Genomic DNA, 14,304 nt, shown 5'->3' with positions numbered 1-14,304 from the left:
GGCCGGTGGATGCGTACGGACGTCTCCCGGCACAGGCCGACAGATCCCGTTGAAGACCCGAAGTCAGTCAGGCGTTGGGTCAGACCTCGCCGGGAGACGTCCATGAACATCCTTACTGTCAGGCGTCGATGCTCCAGGGCATCGCGATGCCGAACTTCCACAGGTAGATCGACAGCAGCACGCCGCAGATGACGAGGGCGACCGTGGTGAGCACGAGGTTGCGGCGGCGCACCCGTGGGTCGAGGGCCCGCTGCGCCGCCTCCGTGACCTTCCGCCTGGTCCAGCGCAACACCAGCTGGGCCCAGACGAACTCGGTGCCCCAGATCGCCATCCCGGCGAATATCACCAGCCAGCCGGGGCCCGGGAGCGGCAGCAGGATCACGCCGGTCACGACGACCACCAGGCCGACGACGAACACGCCGACCTGCCAACCGACATGGAGGGTGCGGCGACTCCTGACGAACGCCGGCGCCCGGGAGCCCAACGGCCTCCCGCCCGCGTCCACCTTCTCCAACTCGGCCGGTGCCTGGGCCGGAACCCCGGCCGGGACGCCCCCGGGACCACCCGCGACGGCGCCGCCCGGCCCGGGGCCCTCGCCGTGACTCTGCGTATCCATGTGGGTCATCGCGTAGGGCAACTCCTCGATAGCGACCGGCAACGTCGTTCACCCGACGACATCACTCCGTGACGACGGACGCACGGGTGGAGGCCAACGCCCCCTCCGGCTCAGACGCCCGTCCGCCACAGAAGGTTGCCACATCGGCCGGTTGAGCGCCGGCAGGTCACCTGCCAGAGTGGTGACGTGACCCATGCCTTCCCGTGTGGCGCCCTCGCCCTCGACTTCGTCGGCACCCTGCGCGCCCGCCGGAACGACGCGGCCTGCTGCCGGCCGGAGCCGCACCCGACGAACGGGACCTGGCGGCGGCGATCGAGCTGCGGGAGGCGATCTACGCCCTGGTGTGGGCGCGGCCGCACGGGCGGCCGCTGTCGCCGACCGCCATCGGAACGGTCAACGCCACGGCGGCCGAGGCGCCGCCGAGGCCCGTCCTGACGCCGGAGGGCTGGTCGCGCGACGGGAGCGCGCGCCAGGCGCTCTCGCAGCTGGCGCGCGAGGCGATCGAGATCGTCGGCGGCGAACGCGCGCGCCTGCTGCGCGAGTGCGCACCGCCCGAGTGCACCCAGGTCCACCTCGACCACTCCCGTGGGCGCCGCCGCGAGTGGTGCTCGATGGCCACCTGCGGCAGCCGCGTGAAGGCGAAGGCATACCGGGAACGCCGAAAGACCCGCGCCGCCGCCTGACGCCCTCTGACCACCACCCGGTCGCCCGTAGTCACGCGGTTAGTCACCCAGCAACACCAAGAGGCCGCCTCCCTCACGGGAGACGGCCTCTTCGGCTGCTGTGGAGCTAAGGAGAATTGAACTCCTGACCTCTTGCATGCCATGCAAGCGCTCTACCAACTGAGCTATAGCCCCTTGCCTGGTCCGCCAGCTTCTCCCCGGTGGGGATCTCCCTGGCGGCGGTGCCTACTTTACACACTCACCCCGGGGCTTTGCCAAATCCGTATGCCCGCCCACCAGCGGCCCCGGCCCGGGCGGGTCAGACGCTCGCGAAGGAGTAGAACCGCTTGAGCGCGCAGTGCTCGTCGAGGAGGCGACCGTAGATCGGTTCGCCCTCCAACTCGCGGTAGACCTCGATCGGGTCGCCCTTGATGATCAGCGCCCGGGCGCACTCCACGCACCAGTACTGGTAGGCGACGTTCACCGGTTGCAGATCGCGCACGATGGGGGTGCCGGCACCGCACCAGTCGCACTTCCTGCTGTGTGCACCCATACGGTCAGCTCCACCCTCGGTTGTGGGCCGTGCACACGAGGCATACCCCTCCGTCGCCGCCGGGTCACTCGCCGGAGCGCCCGCTGCCCGGCGTGTCCACGATTCTGCCATGTCATGGGCTTTCCGATAAGCCGCTTGATCCCGCCTCCCCCAAGAGGAGACGGGATCGAGACCAGGAGACCGCCGTTGTCGCCCGGAGTTGGGCGGGATGTCGCCGGCCCTTCAGCGGCCGCTCGCCGCCCGGGCACCGCGCACCCCGGCGACCGCCCCGACCAGGGCCGTCGCGGTCAGCGCGAGGCTCAACGTCCAGACGCCTTCGGCCGAGGAGAGCCGCGCCGCCGCCCGGTCGAGGTAGAGCGCGCCGAAGGCCGCGACGCCGCCCAGCGTGCCGAGTTGGGTCACCATCGCCGTCACCCCCGAGACGTCCGCCGCGTCCGCCGGCGCGACCCGGGCCAGCGCCTCGGCGAGCGGCGGCCCGTAGGCCAGCGCCATCCCGACCCCGGTGACCGCATAGCCGACGAGGATCACCACCCCGCCGTCGCCCCCGTCCCTCAACAGCAGCCCCATGGTCAGCATCCCGCCGGCGACCAGCAGCATCCCGGCGGGCACCAGCGCCGGCAGCAGCCGGCCCGGCAGCGCGCGCCAGGCCAGCGAGGTGGCGCCGAAGCCGATCGCCATCGGCAGGAACGTGAGCCCGGTGCGCAGCGCCCCGTAGCCGAGCGCCCCCTGGCTCTCCGGCCCCTGGAGATGCAGCGCCAACGAGAAGAGCAGCGCGCCGTTGAGCGCCATCACCAGGAAGATCGCGATCATCGGCGTCCCCGTGGCGCGCAGCACCCGGGGCGCGACCAACGGGGCCCCGCCGCGCGCGGCCAGCCGCGCCTCGTAGCCGACCAGCGCCGCCACCACGAGACCGCTGCCCGCCAGGCACAGCCAGCACCAGGCCGGCCAGCCGCGTTCCTGACCCAGCACCAGCGGAACGGTGCACAGCAGCACCGCCACCGCGAGCAGCGCCAGCCCGCCGAGGTCCAGCGGCCGGGCGCGGTCGGCCGCGCGCGGCCGGCCCAGCGGCAGCGCCCGCAGGCCGACGCCCAACAGCAGCAGCCCGAGCGGCACGTTCACCAGAAACACCGGCCGCCAACCCCAGCCGAAGAGGTCGGCGTTGATCAGCACCCCGCCGAGGATCTGCCCGGCGGCGGCGCCGGTGGCGATCACGGCGGCGAAGAGCGTCAGCGCCCTGGCCTTGGCCGCGCCGGTGAAGGTGCGCTGGATCAGGGCCAGCACCTGCGGCATCATCGCGGCCGCGCCCACGCCCTGGAGGACGCGGAAGGCGAGCAACTGGCCGTCCGTGGCGGCCAGTCCGCAGGCCAGCGAGGCGGCGGTGAAGACCCCCAGCCCCGACAGGTAGAGGCGCCCCGGCCCGAACCGGCCGCCGAGCCGGGCGCCGGTCACCAGCAGAACGGCGTAGGCGATGGTGTAGCCGGCGACGATCAGTTGGAGCCGCGCGTCGGACGTGCCGAGGTCCTCCCGGAGCGTGGCGGCGGCGACATTGACGATGAAGACGTCGAGCAGAGCCATGAACTGGCCGGCGAGCACGGTGACGAGCAGCCAGCCCGGCCGGCCGGCCGAGGCGTCGCGCGCCCCCGGCACCGGCCCGGTCCGGTCGGCGTGGACGGTTGTGGTGGTCATGGCCCGAGCCTGCGCCGGCCCGGCCACGGGTCACGAGAGCCCGTCGATACTGGTACTGGCAGTACCTGGCAACCGGTGCCAGGCGGGGAGAGGCTGGAGGGGTGGCGACCATGACGGCGACAAGCCGGCGCAGAACGGAACTGGCGGCCTTTCTGCGGACCAGGCGCGCGCGCATCAGCCCGGCCGACGTGGGCATGGCGCCCGGCGTGCGCCGGCGCACGCCGGGCCTGCGCCGGGAGGAGGTCGCCCAGCTCTCCGGGGTCGGGGTGACCTGGTACACGTGGCTGGAGCAGGGCCGGCCGATCAACGCCAGCCCGCAGGTACTGCGGGCGGTCGCCCGGACCCTGCGGCTGGACGCGGCCGAACGCGAGCACCTGTTCCGGCTGGCGGATGTGCCGCCCCAGCCCGAGGTGGGAACGGCGGCCGGCATCGAGGTGGTCGGCCCCTCCGTGCAGCTGATCCTGGACGCGCTGGACCCGCTGCCCGCCGTGGTCTACAACCAGCGCTTCGACGTGCTGGGACACAACGCCCGCTATGCCGAGCTGTTCAGCGTGGACAGCGAGCCGAGCATGACGGGGCGGAACGTGATGGCGACGATGTTCACCGTCCGGCCCGAGCTGTGCCCGGTGGTGATGCGCGAGGACGAGCTGAGGACGATGGTGGCGACGTTCCGCTCCGGCTACGGGGCGCACATCGGGGAGCCGTTCTGGGAGGACTTCATCCGCGAACTCGCGGCGGTCAGCCCGGAGTTCGCCGCGATGTGGGCCAGCGGGGACGTGGTGCCGCCCGGGCCGAGGGTCAAGCACTTCCGGCACCTGTCGGGCAACACCCTGCGGATGCGCTCGGAGTCGCTGAGCGTCCACGGGTTGCCGGACACGCGGATGGTGGTCTATCTGCCGGACGACGAGGAGACCCGTCTGCTGGTCGAACAGGCCGGCGAGGACCGGATTCCGGCGCCGCCCGGCGCCCGGGAGCCGACACCCTGACGCCCTGACGCGCCGTCAGGCGATCAGCGGGCGCAGGCCGAGTTCGGCCGCCTCCAGGTCGACGAGGTCACGGTTGCGCTCGGCCCACCGGCCCGAGGCGAGGTCGGCGCCGAGCGCGTCGACGGCCCGCCGTTCGGCCTCGGGCCCGATCCGGCTCCACACCGACACCGCGCGGCGGACGTGCTCCTCCAGATGGGCCGCGGGCCGGCGCCAGTAGGTCTCGAAGAAGCCGTCGGCGCAGTCCCACGGGACGAGCACCGGCTCCATCCGCGCCCCGATCGCGCGGGCCAGCTCGTCCACCGGCGGCCGGCCGGCGACGAGCCCGGCGACCTCGGGGAGATAGTCCCGGCTGAGCCAGAACCGGTGGCGCCAGCCCGCTTCGCTGGTGTCGTGCGTGAACACCACCACGCGCCGGGCCACCCGCCGCATCTCGCGCAGCCCGGCCACCGGGTCGTCCCAGTGGTGCGGGGTGCTGAACGCCATCGCGGCGTCGAACGAGCCGTCGGCGAACGGCAGTCGCTCCGCGCTCGCCGCCACGCACGGCCGCGTCCTGCGGGCGCAGGGCCAGCGTCATCGCCGACGGCCCCACGGCGACGACGTCGCGATCCCGTGGCTCGTAGGAGCCGGTGCCGGCCCCGACGTTCAACACGGTCCTGGCGTCGCCCAGCGCCGCGAGGACCTGGGCGGCGATGCGCGGCTCGGTGCGCCGCGTCGCCGGGTAGGCGGACCCGATGGACTCGTACAACCGCGCCCCGAACACCATCAGTTGCTCCTCCGATGTCGTGTGGATGCCCCTCGCCCGTGCCGCCAGCTCCACGTCGCCGGCCGAGTAGACCCGGTACCCGGCCGCGCTCCGCGCGGAGGGGCGGGCGAGGCCGATCTCGTCGTAGTGGTGCGGGGTGCGGACGCTCACGCCGGCCAACTCGGCGACGCGCCCCACGGTCAGGTGTTCCTTCACGGCGTCCACGGTGCGGCATCACGTGACGTGAGGGTCAAGCGCGGGGCGTCAACGCGCGCCGGCGCCCGGCCACGTGCACCGCCCGGCCACGTGCACCGTCCGGCCACGTGCACCGTCCGGTCGCGGGCACGCGAACGTCGTCTCGGACGTCGTCGCCTCAGACGTCGTCGCCGATGACGGGCTCCGGGAGGGAGCCCGCGTTGTGCTCCAACAGGCGCCAGCCGCGCACCCCCTGGCCGAGGACGGACCAGCAGCAGTTGGAGACGGAGCCGAGCGCCTCCCAGCTCTCCGGCGCCAGGCCCAGCAGCCGCCCGATGGTGGTGCGGATGGTGCCGCCGTGGCTGACGACCACCAGCAGCCCGTCGGGCGGGAGCTTCTCCACCGCGCGCTCGACGACCGGGGCCGCCCGGTCGGCGACCTCCGTCTCCAGCTCACCGCCGCCCCGGCGCACCGGCTCGCCGCGCTTCCACGCCGCGTACTGGTCGCCGAACCTGGCCTCGATCTCCGCGTGCGTGAGCCCCTGCCAGTCACCGGCGAACGACTCCCGCAGCGCCGCGTCGTAGGTCACCGGCAGTCCGGTGACGGCCGCCAGCTCGGCGGCGGTGGCGGTGGTGCGCTTCAGGTCGGAGGAGAGCACCGCGTCGGGGCCGAGCCGCGCGAGCAGCTTCGCCGCCCGCCTGGCCTGGGCGACCCCGACCTCCGTCAGCTCGATGTCGGTGGTGCCCTGGAAGCGGGACTCCAGGTTCCACGCCGTCTGGCCGTGCCGCCACAGCACGATCCGCCGGCTGCCCCGGGCGCTCAGAAGGACTCACCGCCCGCCGCCTCGGCCTCCCCCGCGTCGGGCTCCCCCGCCTCGGCCGCCACGCCCCGGCCCCGCGTCGCCACCGCGTCCTCGGGCAGCGGGACCTCCGGGCAGTCCTTCCACAGCCGCTCCAGGGCGTAGAAGACGCGCTCCTCGGAGTGCTGCACATGCACCACGATGTCCACGTAGTCTAGGAGGACCCAGCGGCCGTCCCGCTCGCCCTCGCGGCGCACCGGCTTGGCGTCCAGCGCGCGCAGCCCCTCCTCGATGCCGTCCACGATCGCCCTGACCTGCCGGTCGTTGGGCGCGGACGCCAGCAGGAAGGCGTCGGTGATGGCCAGCACGTCGCTGACGTCATAGGCGATGATGTCGTGCGCCAGCTTGTCGGCGGCGGCCTGGGCGGCGGCCCTGACCAGCTCGGTGGCGCGGTCCGTGGCGGTCACAGCTGCGGCAGTCTCCTCGGATTCGGGTCGTTCACATCGGGCCCGAGCGTCGCCACCCGAACCGAACCCAGGGTCTCATGCCGCACTGACAGTCACGGCCCATAGTCCTGCCCCAGCACGATGGTCACATCGGCGGTGCCCGGGCCGTCGCCCTCCGTGACCGCCTCCTCGGGCAGGCCGAGGGTCCTGGCGGCGTCGAGGGCGGTCTCGCGGTGGTCCTGAACCGTGTAGAGAACGCTGGACTCGGCGGCCGGCTCGTCCACGACGCGGTTGTCGATCACCGTCATACCGCCGTTGACCAGCGTGATCCTGGCCGCCTCCCCGAGCCCCTCGGTGCCGGTGGCGTCCCTGATCCCGAAGCGGACCGTGCCGCCGGGTCGCGCGTTGCTGACGGAGCCGCCCAGCACCTCGTCGACCAGGCCGTCGGCGGTCTCGTCGCTGATCGTGCCGTCCTCCTCGACGGGCAGCGGGGTCGTCGTGTACTCGTCGGACTGCGCGTAACCGGCGAGGGTGGCCAGGCTGGCGCCCAACTCCTGCTCGGAGAGCGACGGATCGTGGATCTGACGGAGGTTCTCCATCGCGGTGACGGCCGTGGACTCGGTGGCCGGCAGCCGGTCCAGCACCGCCTCCATCACCTGGCCGAAGCGGGCCAGCTGCGCGGCCTGGGGCTCGTCGTCCGCCCGGTAGGTCGCATAGGCGACGGCGGCCTGGCCGTTGAGCGGAACGTTCTCGCCGGCCTCGACGAGCGGCCCCTCGTCCTCCTCGTCGCCCGGCACCTCGACGTCGGTGGTCACGGTGATCCCGCTGACCAGGTCGACCAGGTTCGCCAACGAGGGGGTGTTCAGCCGCCAGGTGCCCTTGATCTCGGCGCCGAGCAGGGCGCCCAGCGCTTCCCTGACCGAGCCGGCGGACTCGTCGGCGACGGCCTGCCCCAGCGTGGTGGTGCCGCCGTCCGGGGTGACGGACAGCTCGTTGGGCAGCAGCAGCGTGGTGCCGGTGCCGGCGGTCTCGTTGGCGACCAGCAGCGCCGTGGTGGTCTCCTCGGACTCCACCGGCCACAGGTGGACCACGATCACGTCCCGCGCCTCGGCGCCCGGGCCGCCGGCGCCGTCCTCCTCGCCGCCGGACAGGAACGGCAGCCGGTCCGTCGACCACAGGAAGCCCACGCCGCCCAGCAGCGCCAGCACGAGGGTGACGACCAGCAGCCGACGCCGGTTGCGGCCGCGCCGCTTCGCCTCCTCGCGGCGCTCGGTCCGGCTCTCGCTGAACTTCAGCCAGTCGATGACGTCCTCGGACTCCTCGTCCTGCTCCTCGACGAAGGCGAACTGCTCGGTCTGGTAGCCCTCCTCGGGCGACGGCCGGCGCTGCGCGGGAACGGTCGGCGTGCGCGGCTCGGCGGTGGCCGGTGGCTCGGCGGTGGCCGGTGGCTCGGCGGCGGTCGCCGGCGCGGCCGACACGGGGGCCTGCCGCCCGGTGTCCCAGCCGGGCTGGCCGGCGGGGTGGTCCGCGAGGTGGTCGACGACGGGCGGCTGGGGCCCGGTGTCCTGGCTGGTGTCCTGCGGGTAGCCGTAGCCCTGGCCGGGGTAGCCGGCCGGGTCGGGGGCCGGGGGCACGGGCGACTGGGCGCCGGTGTCGGTGCCGTACGGGTCCCAGCCCTGGTAGCCGGCCGGCTGCCCGCCGTAGGTCTCCTGCCCCGGGTAGCCACGCTCCCGGTGGTCGGCGCCGGCGTAGCCCTGGTCCGCGTAGCCCTGGTCCCGGTACGGCGGCTGCCCCGGGTAGCCCTGGCCCTGGTATCCGGCGCTCCCGTACCCGTCGTCGCCGTATCCCTCGTTGCCGTACCCGTCGCCCTGGTACGCCTCGCCCGGATACCCGTAGCCGCCGCCGTAGCCGCCCCCCTGCTCGGGGGCGGGCTGGGCTGCGGGGGCGGCCGGGTCGCCGTTCGGGTCCTGCGGGGGCTGGTAGAGCGGGCGCCCGTACGCGTCATAGCCGTAGATCTGCCCGTACGGCTGCTGTCGGTCGTTCACCAGTGCCGCCCTTCGGTCCGTTCAGCGGGTGGGTTGCGGCGGGTCCCGGTAGAGGGCGCGCTTGTTGATGTAGCGCACCACGCCGTCCGGCACCAGATACCAGACGGGATCGCCACGGGCCACCCGGGCCCGGCAGTCCGTGGAGGAGATGGCCAGGGCCGGCACCTCGATCAGCGAGACGCCGCCCTGCGGCAGGCCCGGGTCGGCCAGCACATGGCCGGGCCTGGTCACGCCGATGAAGTGCGCGAGCGAGAAGAGTTCGCCGGCGTCGCGCCAGCCCAGGATCTGGGCGAGCGCGTCCGCCCCGGTGATGAAGAAGAGGTCGGCGTTCTCGTACTCGGCACGCAACTCGCGCAGCGTGTCGATGGTGTACGTCTTCCCGCCCCGGTCGATGTCGATCCTGCTGACCGAGAACCGCGGGTTGGACGCGGTGGCGATGACCGTCATCAGATAGCGGTCCTCGGCCGGCGACACCGAGCGGTGCCCCTTCTGCCAGGGCTGCCCGGTCGGGACGAAGACCACCTCGTCCAGATCGAACCGCGCGGCCACCTCGCTGGCCGCGACGAGGTGCCCGTGGTGGATGGGGTCGAAGGTGCCGCCCATCACCCCCAGGCGCCGCCTGCCGTCGGCTATCCGGTCTCGCATGGAGCGAACCCTAGCGGTCGCGGTTGAGCCGGGTGGTGATCCAGAGCAGCAACAGCAGGCCGGCCAGGGCGCCTCCGCCGATGGCGTAGGCGTTCAGGCTGTCGTGCGCGCCCTCCTCGGAGGCGAGCGGCAGCAGGGTCTCGACGACGGAGCTGTCGGCGGTCAGGGCGGTGAACTGGGTCATGCGACGGCCTATCCGGGAACGGGACGCTGGGACGTAGGGTCATGGTAAGCGGAGGCGGGGGCGGCAGCCTCTTGCCCCCACCCGTCCGTGCGGTTCAGGGTGGGGTTCAGGGCCGCATCACGACGGAGGGGGTCGACATGTCGGACAACACGGCTGACAACGCCGACGGAACGGACGGAACGCACCGGGCGGACGGCGGCGGCGACGCGGCGGAGCGGGGGGAGACGGGGGTCGAGGCGACCGAGGCGCTCCGGGAGCGGCCCGACGACGGGCGTCGCCGGTTCCCCGGCATCTCCTCGCGCGCCTACGAACACCCGGCCGACCGTTCGGCGTTGGTGGCGCTTCGCAAACTGACCGGTTTTGACACGGTGTTCAAGGCCCTGAGCGGAATGCTTCCGGAGCGCAGCCTGCGGCTGCTGTTCCTCTCCGACTCGGTGCGGGTGGACGACCGGCAGTTCGCGCATCTCCACGAGATGCTGCTGGACGCCTGCGCCATCCTGGACGTGGAACGGGTCCCGCCGCTGTACGTCTCGCAGGACCCCAAGCCCAACGCGATGTGCATCGGGCTCGACCAGCCGATCATCGTGCTGACCACCGGGCTGGTCGAACTCCTCGACGACGAGCGGGAGATGCGGGCCGTCATAGGCCACGAGGTGGGCCACGCGCTCTCCGGCCACGCGGTCTACCGCACGCTGCTGCTCTTCCTGACCAACCTGGCCGTCCGGGTGGCCTGGATTCCGCTGGGGAACGTGGCGATCATGGCGATCGTCACCGCGCTGCGCGAGTGGTTCCGCAAGTCCGAACTCTCCGCCGACCGCGCCGGGTTGCTGGTCGGCCAGGACCCCGAGGCGTCGATGCGCGGCCTGATGAAGCTGGCCGGCGGCAACCACCTCCACGAGATGAACGTCGAGGCGTTCCTGGCGCAGGCCAGGGAGTACGAGGCGGGCGGCGACCTGCGGGACTCGGTGCTGAAGATCCTCAACGTGCTGCCGCGCACCCACCCGTTCGCCGCCGTGCGGGCCGCCGAGCTGCACGACTGGTCGAGGACCAGGGACTACCAGCGGCTGATGACCGGCCACTACCCGCGCCGGGACGAGGACGGCAACGCCTCGGTCAGCGCGTCGATGCGCGAGTCGGCCGGCCACTACGCGCGGACCGTGCGCACCAGCAAGGACCCGCTGATGCGGCTGGTCAACGACGTCGCGGGCGGCGCCAGCGATCTCGGCGGCCGGCTGCGGGACTTCGCGACGGGCCGCAGGCCGGGCGGCTCCGACGAGTCGAGCGGTGGGAGCGGCGAGAACGGGAACGGCGGCAGCGGGAGCGGCCGCTAGAACGCCACCGCCAGGGTCCTCGGGGATCTTCACTGATCCACGAAGACCCGAGAAGGACACGCTAGGTCGTGTTGAGCTGGCCCGGGGTGAGGGCCGCGCAGAGCACCGGGCGTTCGTGCTCCGGGGTGAGCGGGTCGATGCCGGTGACCACCCGCTGGGGCGCGGACTCCCCGGCCAGCAGCGGGTCGAAGGCGTCGGCCGGGTCGGCCTCGCAGGCCATCGGCCCGGCCAGCGTGTCCACCTGCCGCAGCACCACGTTGCGGTCCCGCAGCTCCTCCTTGCCGAACTGGAACCGCACCTCGCGCCGCACCCCGAAGAGCGAGCTGGGCGCGCCCATCGAGTCCGGGGAGCGCAGGGCGTAGACGAAGACGTGGTGGCCGGCTATCTCCAGCACGTCCTCGGTCGCCTCGGTGAACGTGAAGACCCCGCTGACCCGCACGTGCGGGTCGGCCATCTCGACCCGTTCCCGGTCGAAGCGCACCAGCCAGTCCGTGGCCCAGGACGGGCCGGCCTCGCCCTCCATCGCCATGTCGAACTGCCCCTGCTGCTCGACGCCCAGCAGCTGCCGCACCTCGGCGAGGGAGCCGCCGACCAGCACGTCCGGGTTGAGCGCGCTGGCGGTCAGGTACTCCTTGGCGAGGGTGAGCGCGGTCAGCACCTGCTCGCGGGAGAAGTGCGCGGTGGAGCGCGGGTCGGGCAGCTCCAGGCCGCCGGAGCCGACGCCGAACTCCCGGACCGGGCCGGTGCCGAAGAGCACCTCGACGTCGACCTCGCCGGGCACCTCGCCGTCCGGCACCAGCGCCACCGTGGCACCGGCCGGCCGGCCGGCGGCCAGCGAACGCGGGGACTGGTAGGGGTTGTTGGCGCCCAGATAGATCGCGGCGGCGAACGCCAGCAGAATGATCATGGCCAGCGCGAGGCCCTGCTTGGGCACCGTGCGGCCAAGGCCCAGGGGCTGTTCGGGCTCGCGGTCGCGGACCGCGACGGTGTGGTCGACAAGCCGCTGCTCCGCCGAATACTCCTGGAGGCGGGCAGCACTGACGAACGAGTCGTCGAAGACGATCGATCGGTACTCCTCGTCCCCCGCTCCCGGAGCGCCACCCTGGCCTCCTTCGGGAGGGTCAGCTCTCCCGGCCACCCCTCCAGCCTAAGTCGCCGGTGAGGGTGCCAACAGCCCCCGCCGTCGGAACTTTGCCCGTCCGGCGGTCAAGAACGAGGCGAGGGGCGCGTGTTGGGGCGCGAGGCCCGGCCGGTGCGACCGTCCGGCGACGGTCATCGGCCGTCGTCCACCGCCGGGTCGGGCACCGGGTCGGCCACCGGGCCGGCCGGCTCGGCGAGGGCCTGGGTCGCGCCGTCGTCCGGGCGGATCGCGGGCGGCGGCGGGGCCGGGTGCTGCTCACGGGTCTCGCGGGTGGAGTTGGCGCGGATCGCTATCAGGGTCAGCGCGATGACGCTGAGGCTCATCACCATGGCCAACAGGCAGGCCATCGGGCGCTGCCAGCGCATCGGGCGGCGGGCCGGCCGCCGTTCCCCCGGCGCGAACGCCCCGGCGCCCGGCCGGGTCCGCCGCGCGCCGGCGCCCGAGGACCCGGACCGCTCGGACCGCTCGGGCGGCTCGAACGGCTCCCAGATCTCCACGGGTTCGGTGAGATAGCGGGTGTAGTCGGAGCGGTCGAACCGCCCCTCGTCGTCCGCGTCGTCGGGATCGTCCAAGCCGTCCAGACCATCCAGACCGTGCGCCCCGTCCAGACCGTCGAGGTCGCGCGGGCCGTCCAGCCGGTCGGGACCGCCCAACGCGTCCAGCCGGCCCAGGGAATCGCGGCGGTCGACCTCGTCCAGATCGACCCCGTCCAGGTCCGTCTCGTCCGGGTCCGCCTCGTCGAACCGGCCGCCCAGGGCGCGGCCGCCGAGGCCGCCCGGGTCGAGGTCCGGGTCCCGGTAGAACGCCGGGCCCTCCGACTCGCCCCGGCCGGCGGCGGCCGTGCGGGCCCGTTCCGCCGCGCTGGGCTCGTGGATCTGGGCAGCGGACACGAAGTCCTCGTCGAGCACCACGGCGGGGAAGTCCTCGTCCGCCGCGCCCGAGTCCTGGCTGTCGGGCCCCTCGCCGTCCGGGAACGGCGGGCCTCCCACGTCGTCCGGCACGCCTCCCAGCGTAGGCGGAAGAGCGCGGCTTAGGGAGGCCCGACGGGAATTCACCCCCGGGTGTGACCATCTCCCGTCACCACATAGGTGGTCGAGGTCAGCTCCGGCAGCCCCATCGGGCCACGGGCGTGCAACTTCTGCGTGGAGATGCCGATCTCGGCGCCGAAGCCGAACTGGCCGCCGTCGGTGAAGCGGGTCGAGGCGTTGACCATCACGGCGGCCGAGTCCATCCGGGAGACGAAGCGGCGGGCCGCCGCCGTGTCCGAGGTGACGATCGCCTCCGTGTGCCCGGAGGTCCAGCGGCGGATGTGCGCGACGGCCGCGTCCAGGTCCGGCACCACGGCGGCGGCGATGTCGTAGCTGAGGTACTCGACCGCCCAGTCCTCGTCGGTGGCCGCCGGCACCTCGACGCCCGCCTCGGCGCCGGCCTTCCGCCAGGACTCGTCGCCGTGCACCGTCACCCCGGCCGAGGTCAGCGCGGCCAGCGCCCTCGGCAGGAAGCGGTCGGCGATCGCCTCGTGCACCAGCACCGTCTCGGCCGCGTTGCACACGCTGGGCCGCTGGGCCTTGGAGTTGACCAGGATCTCCACGGCCATCTCCAGGTCGGCCGCCGCGTCCACATAGACGTGGCAGTTGCCCGTGCCGGTCTCGATCACCGGGACCGAGGACTCGGCGACCACGGTCTGGATCAACGAGGCGCCGCCGCGCGGGATCAGCACGTCCACCAGGCCGCGCGCGGTCATCAGCTCACGCACCGACTCCCGGCTCTCGCCCGGCACCAGCTGCACCGCGTCCGCCGGCAGCCCGGCGCCGACCACGGCGTCCCGCAGGACGGACACCAGCGCCGTGTTGGACGCGTAGGCGGAGGACGAGCCGCGCAGCAGCACCGCGTTGCCCGACTTCAGGCAGAGCGCCGCCGCGTCGACCGTGACGTTGGGCCGAGCCTCGTAGATGATGCCGACCACGCCCAACGGGACGCGGACCTGGCGGAGTTCGAGACCGTTGGGGAGCGTGGAGCCGCGCACCACCTCGCCCACCGGGTCGGGCAGCGCGATCACGTCCCGCACGTCGGCGGCGATCGCGGCGATCCGCTGCTCGGTGAGGGTCAGCCGGTCCACGATGGCGTCCGGGGTGCCGTTGGCCCTGGCGCGCGCGACGTCCTCGGCGTTGGCCTCGATCACCTCGGCCGCCCTGGCCTCCAGCGCGTCGGCGACGGCGGCCAGCGCCGCGTCCCGCGCGGTGCGCGGCAGCGGCGCGAGGTCGGCCGCCGCC

14 protein-coding genes, 1 tRNA gene and 1 pseudogene are annotated in these 14,304 nt (G+C 73.4%); 3 read left to right on the top strand and 13 right to left on the bottom strand.

The window, feature by feature from the left end; translation table 11 throughout:
* Window positions 1–118: 118 nt before the first annotated feature.
* On the bottom strand, window positions 119–616 hold the full coding sequence (locus EBN88_RS22755; protein ID WP_122185779.1) for a TIGR02611 family protein: 498 nt from the start codon (window positions 614–616) through the stop codon (window positions 119–121).
* Window positions 617–819: 203 nt separating this feature from the next.
* Here EBN88_RS22755 and EBN88_RS22750 point away from each other — a divergent pair, with 203 nt between their 5' ends.
* Window positions 820–1,299, top strand: coding sequence for a CGNR zinc finger domain-containing protein (locus EBN88_RS22750; RefSeq protein ID WP_233580857.1), 480 nt, complete (start codon window positions 820–822; stop codon window positions 1,297–1,299).
* 101 nt (window positions 1,300–1,400) lie between these two features.
* On the opposite strand, the gene EBN88_RS22745 is transcribed toward EBN88_RS22750, so the two are convergent.
* The 3 genes from EBN88_RS22745 to EBN88_RS22735 form a co-directional block, all read right to left on the bottom strand.
* Window positions 1,401–1,473, bottom strand: a tRNA-Ala gene (locus EBN88_RS22745).
* A 124-nt stretch (window positions 1,474–1,597) separates the two neighbouring features.
* The gene (locus EBN88_RS22740; RefSeq protein ID WP_049575784.1) at window positions 1,598–1,831 is read right to left on the bottom strand and encodes a hypothetical protein; all 234 of its coding nucleotides are present in this window, start codon (window positions 1,829–1,831) and stop codon (window positions 1,598–1,600) included.
* Window positions 1,832–2,053: 222 nt separating this feature from the next.
* On the bottom strand, window positions 2,054–3,517 hold the full coding sequence (locus tag EBN88_RS22735; protein WP_122185777.1) for an MFS transporter: 1,464 nt from the start codon (window positions 3,515–3,517) through the stop codon (window positions 2,054–2,056).
* 110 nt (window positions 3,518–3,627) lie between these two features.
* Here EBN88_RS22735 and EBN88_RS22730 point away from each other — a divergent pair, with 110 nt between their 5' ends.
* Entirely contained in the window at window positions 3,628–4,503 is an 876-nt protein-coding gene (locus tag EBN88_RS22730; RefSeq protein WP_122185776.1) for a helix-turn-helix transcriptional regulator, read from the top strand.
* Between the two features lie 15 nt (window positions 4,504–4,518).
* Here the strand turns inward: EBN88_RS22730 and EBN88_RS22725 are convergent.
* From EBN88_RS22725 to EBN88_RS30735, 6 genes and pseudogenes are all read right to left on the bottom strand, one after another.
* Window positions 4,519–5,443, bottom strand: a pseudogene (locus tag EBN88_RS22725) (MerR family transcriptional regulator).
* A 175-nt stretch (window positions 5,444–5,618) separates the two neighbouring features.
* Window positions 5,619–6,239 carry a histidine phosphatase family protein gene (locus EBN88_RS22720; protein WP_199742450.1) on the bottom strand — a complete coding sequence of 207 codons (621 nt, stop codon included), beginning with the start codon at window positions 6,237–6,239 and terminating at the stop codon, window positions 5,619–5,621.
* A 20-nt stretch (window positions 6,240–6,259) separates the two neighbouring features.
* Window positions 6,260–6,706: a ribosome silencing factor gene (gene rsfS / locus EBN88_RS22715; protein ID WP_122185774.1), complete on the bottom strand. Its 447-nt coding sequence runs from the start codon at window positions 6,704–6,706 to the stop codon at window positions 6,260–6,262.
* A gap of 92 nt (window positions 6,707–6,798) precedes the next feature.
* Window positions 6,799–8,730, bottom strand: coding sequence for an LCP family protein (locus EBN88_RS22710; RefSeq protein ID WP_122185773.1), 1,932 nt, complete (start codon window positions 8,728–8,730; stop codon window positions 6,799–6,801).
* A 21-nt stretch (window positions 8,731–8,751) separates the two neighbouring features.
* The gene (gene nadD, locus EBN88_RS22705) at window positions 8,752–9,375 is read right to left on the bottom strand and encodes a nicotinate-nucleotide adenylyltransferase (RefSeq protein ID WP_122185772.1); all 624 of its coding nucleotides are present in this window, start codon (window positions 9,373–9,375) and stop codon (window positions 8,752–8,754) included.
* Window positions 9,376–9,385: 10 nt separating this feature from the next.
* Window positions 9,386–9,559: a hypothetical protein gene (locus tag EBN88_RS30735; protein WP_158621489.1), complete on the bottom strand. Its 174-nt coding sequence runs from the start codon at window positions 9,557–9,559 to the stop codon at window positions 9,386–9,388.
* Window positions 9,560–9,696: 137 nt separating this feature from the next.
* Here EBN88_RS30735 and EBN88_RS22700 point away from each other — a divergent pair, with 137 nt between their 5' ends.
* Window positions 9,697–10,890 (top strand): M48 family metallopeptidase, encoded by a 1,194-nt coding sequence (locus EBN88_RS22700; protein ID WP_122185771.1) that lies wholly within the window; start codon window positions 9,697–9,699, stop codon window positions 10,888–10,890.
* A gap of 61 nt (window positions 10,891–10,951) precedes the next feature.
* Here EBN88_RS22700 and EBN88_RS22695 read toward each other — a convergent pair whose 3' ends face one another.
* The 3 genes from EBN88_RS22695 to EBN88_RS22685 form a co-directional block, all read right to left on the bottom strand.
* A complete protein-coding gene (locus tag EBN88_RS22695; RefSeq protein WP_147472809.1) occupies window positions 10,952–12,028 on the bottom strand; it encodes an SCO2583 family membrane protein in 1,077 nt (358 codons plus the stop codon).
* A 134-nt stretch (window positions 12,029–12,162) separates the two neighbouring features.
* A complete protein-coding gene (locus tag EBN88_RS22690) occupies window positions 12,163–13,032 on the bottom strand; it encodes an SCO2584 family spore wall biosynthesis protein (RefSeq protein WP_122185769.1) in 870 nt (289 codons plus the stop codon).
* A 50-nt stretch (window positions 13,033–13,082) separates the two neighbouring features.
* Window positions 13,083–14,304 (bottom strand): glutamate-5-semialdehyde dehydrogenase (locus EBN88_RS22685; protein WP_122185768.1); only part of this gene is annotated, 1,222 nt, incomplete at its 5' end.

Origin of the sequence: Streptomyces triticirhizae, assembly GCF_003696235.1 — a bacterium.
In the GTDB taxonomy this organism is placed as follows: Bacteria; Actinomycetota; Actinomycetes; order Streptomycetales; family Streptomycetaceae; genus Streptomyces; species Streptomyces triticirhizae.
Note: the sequence above shows the minus strand (reverse complement) of the source record. Positions and strands in the feature narration are given on the sequence as shown.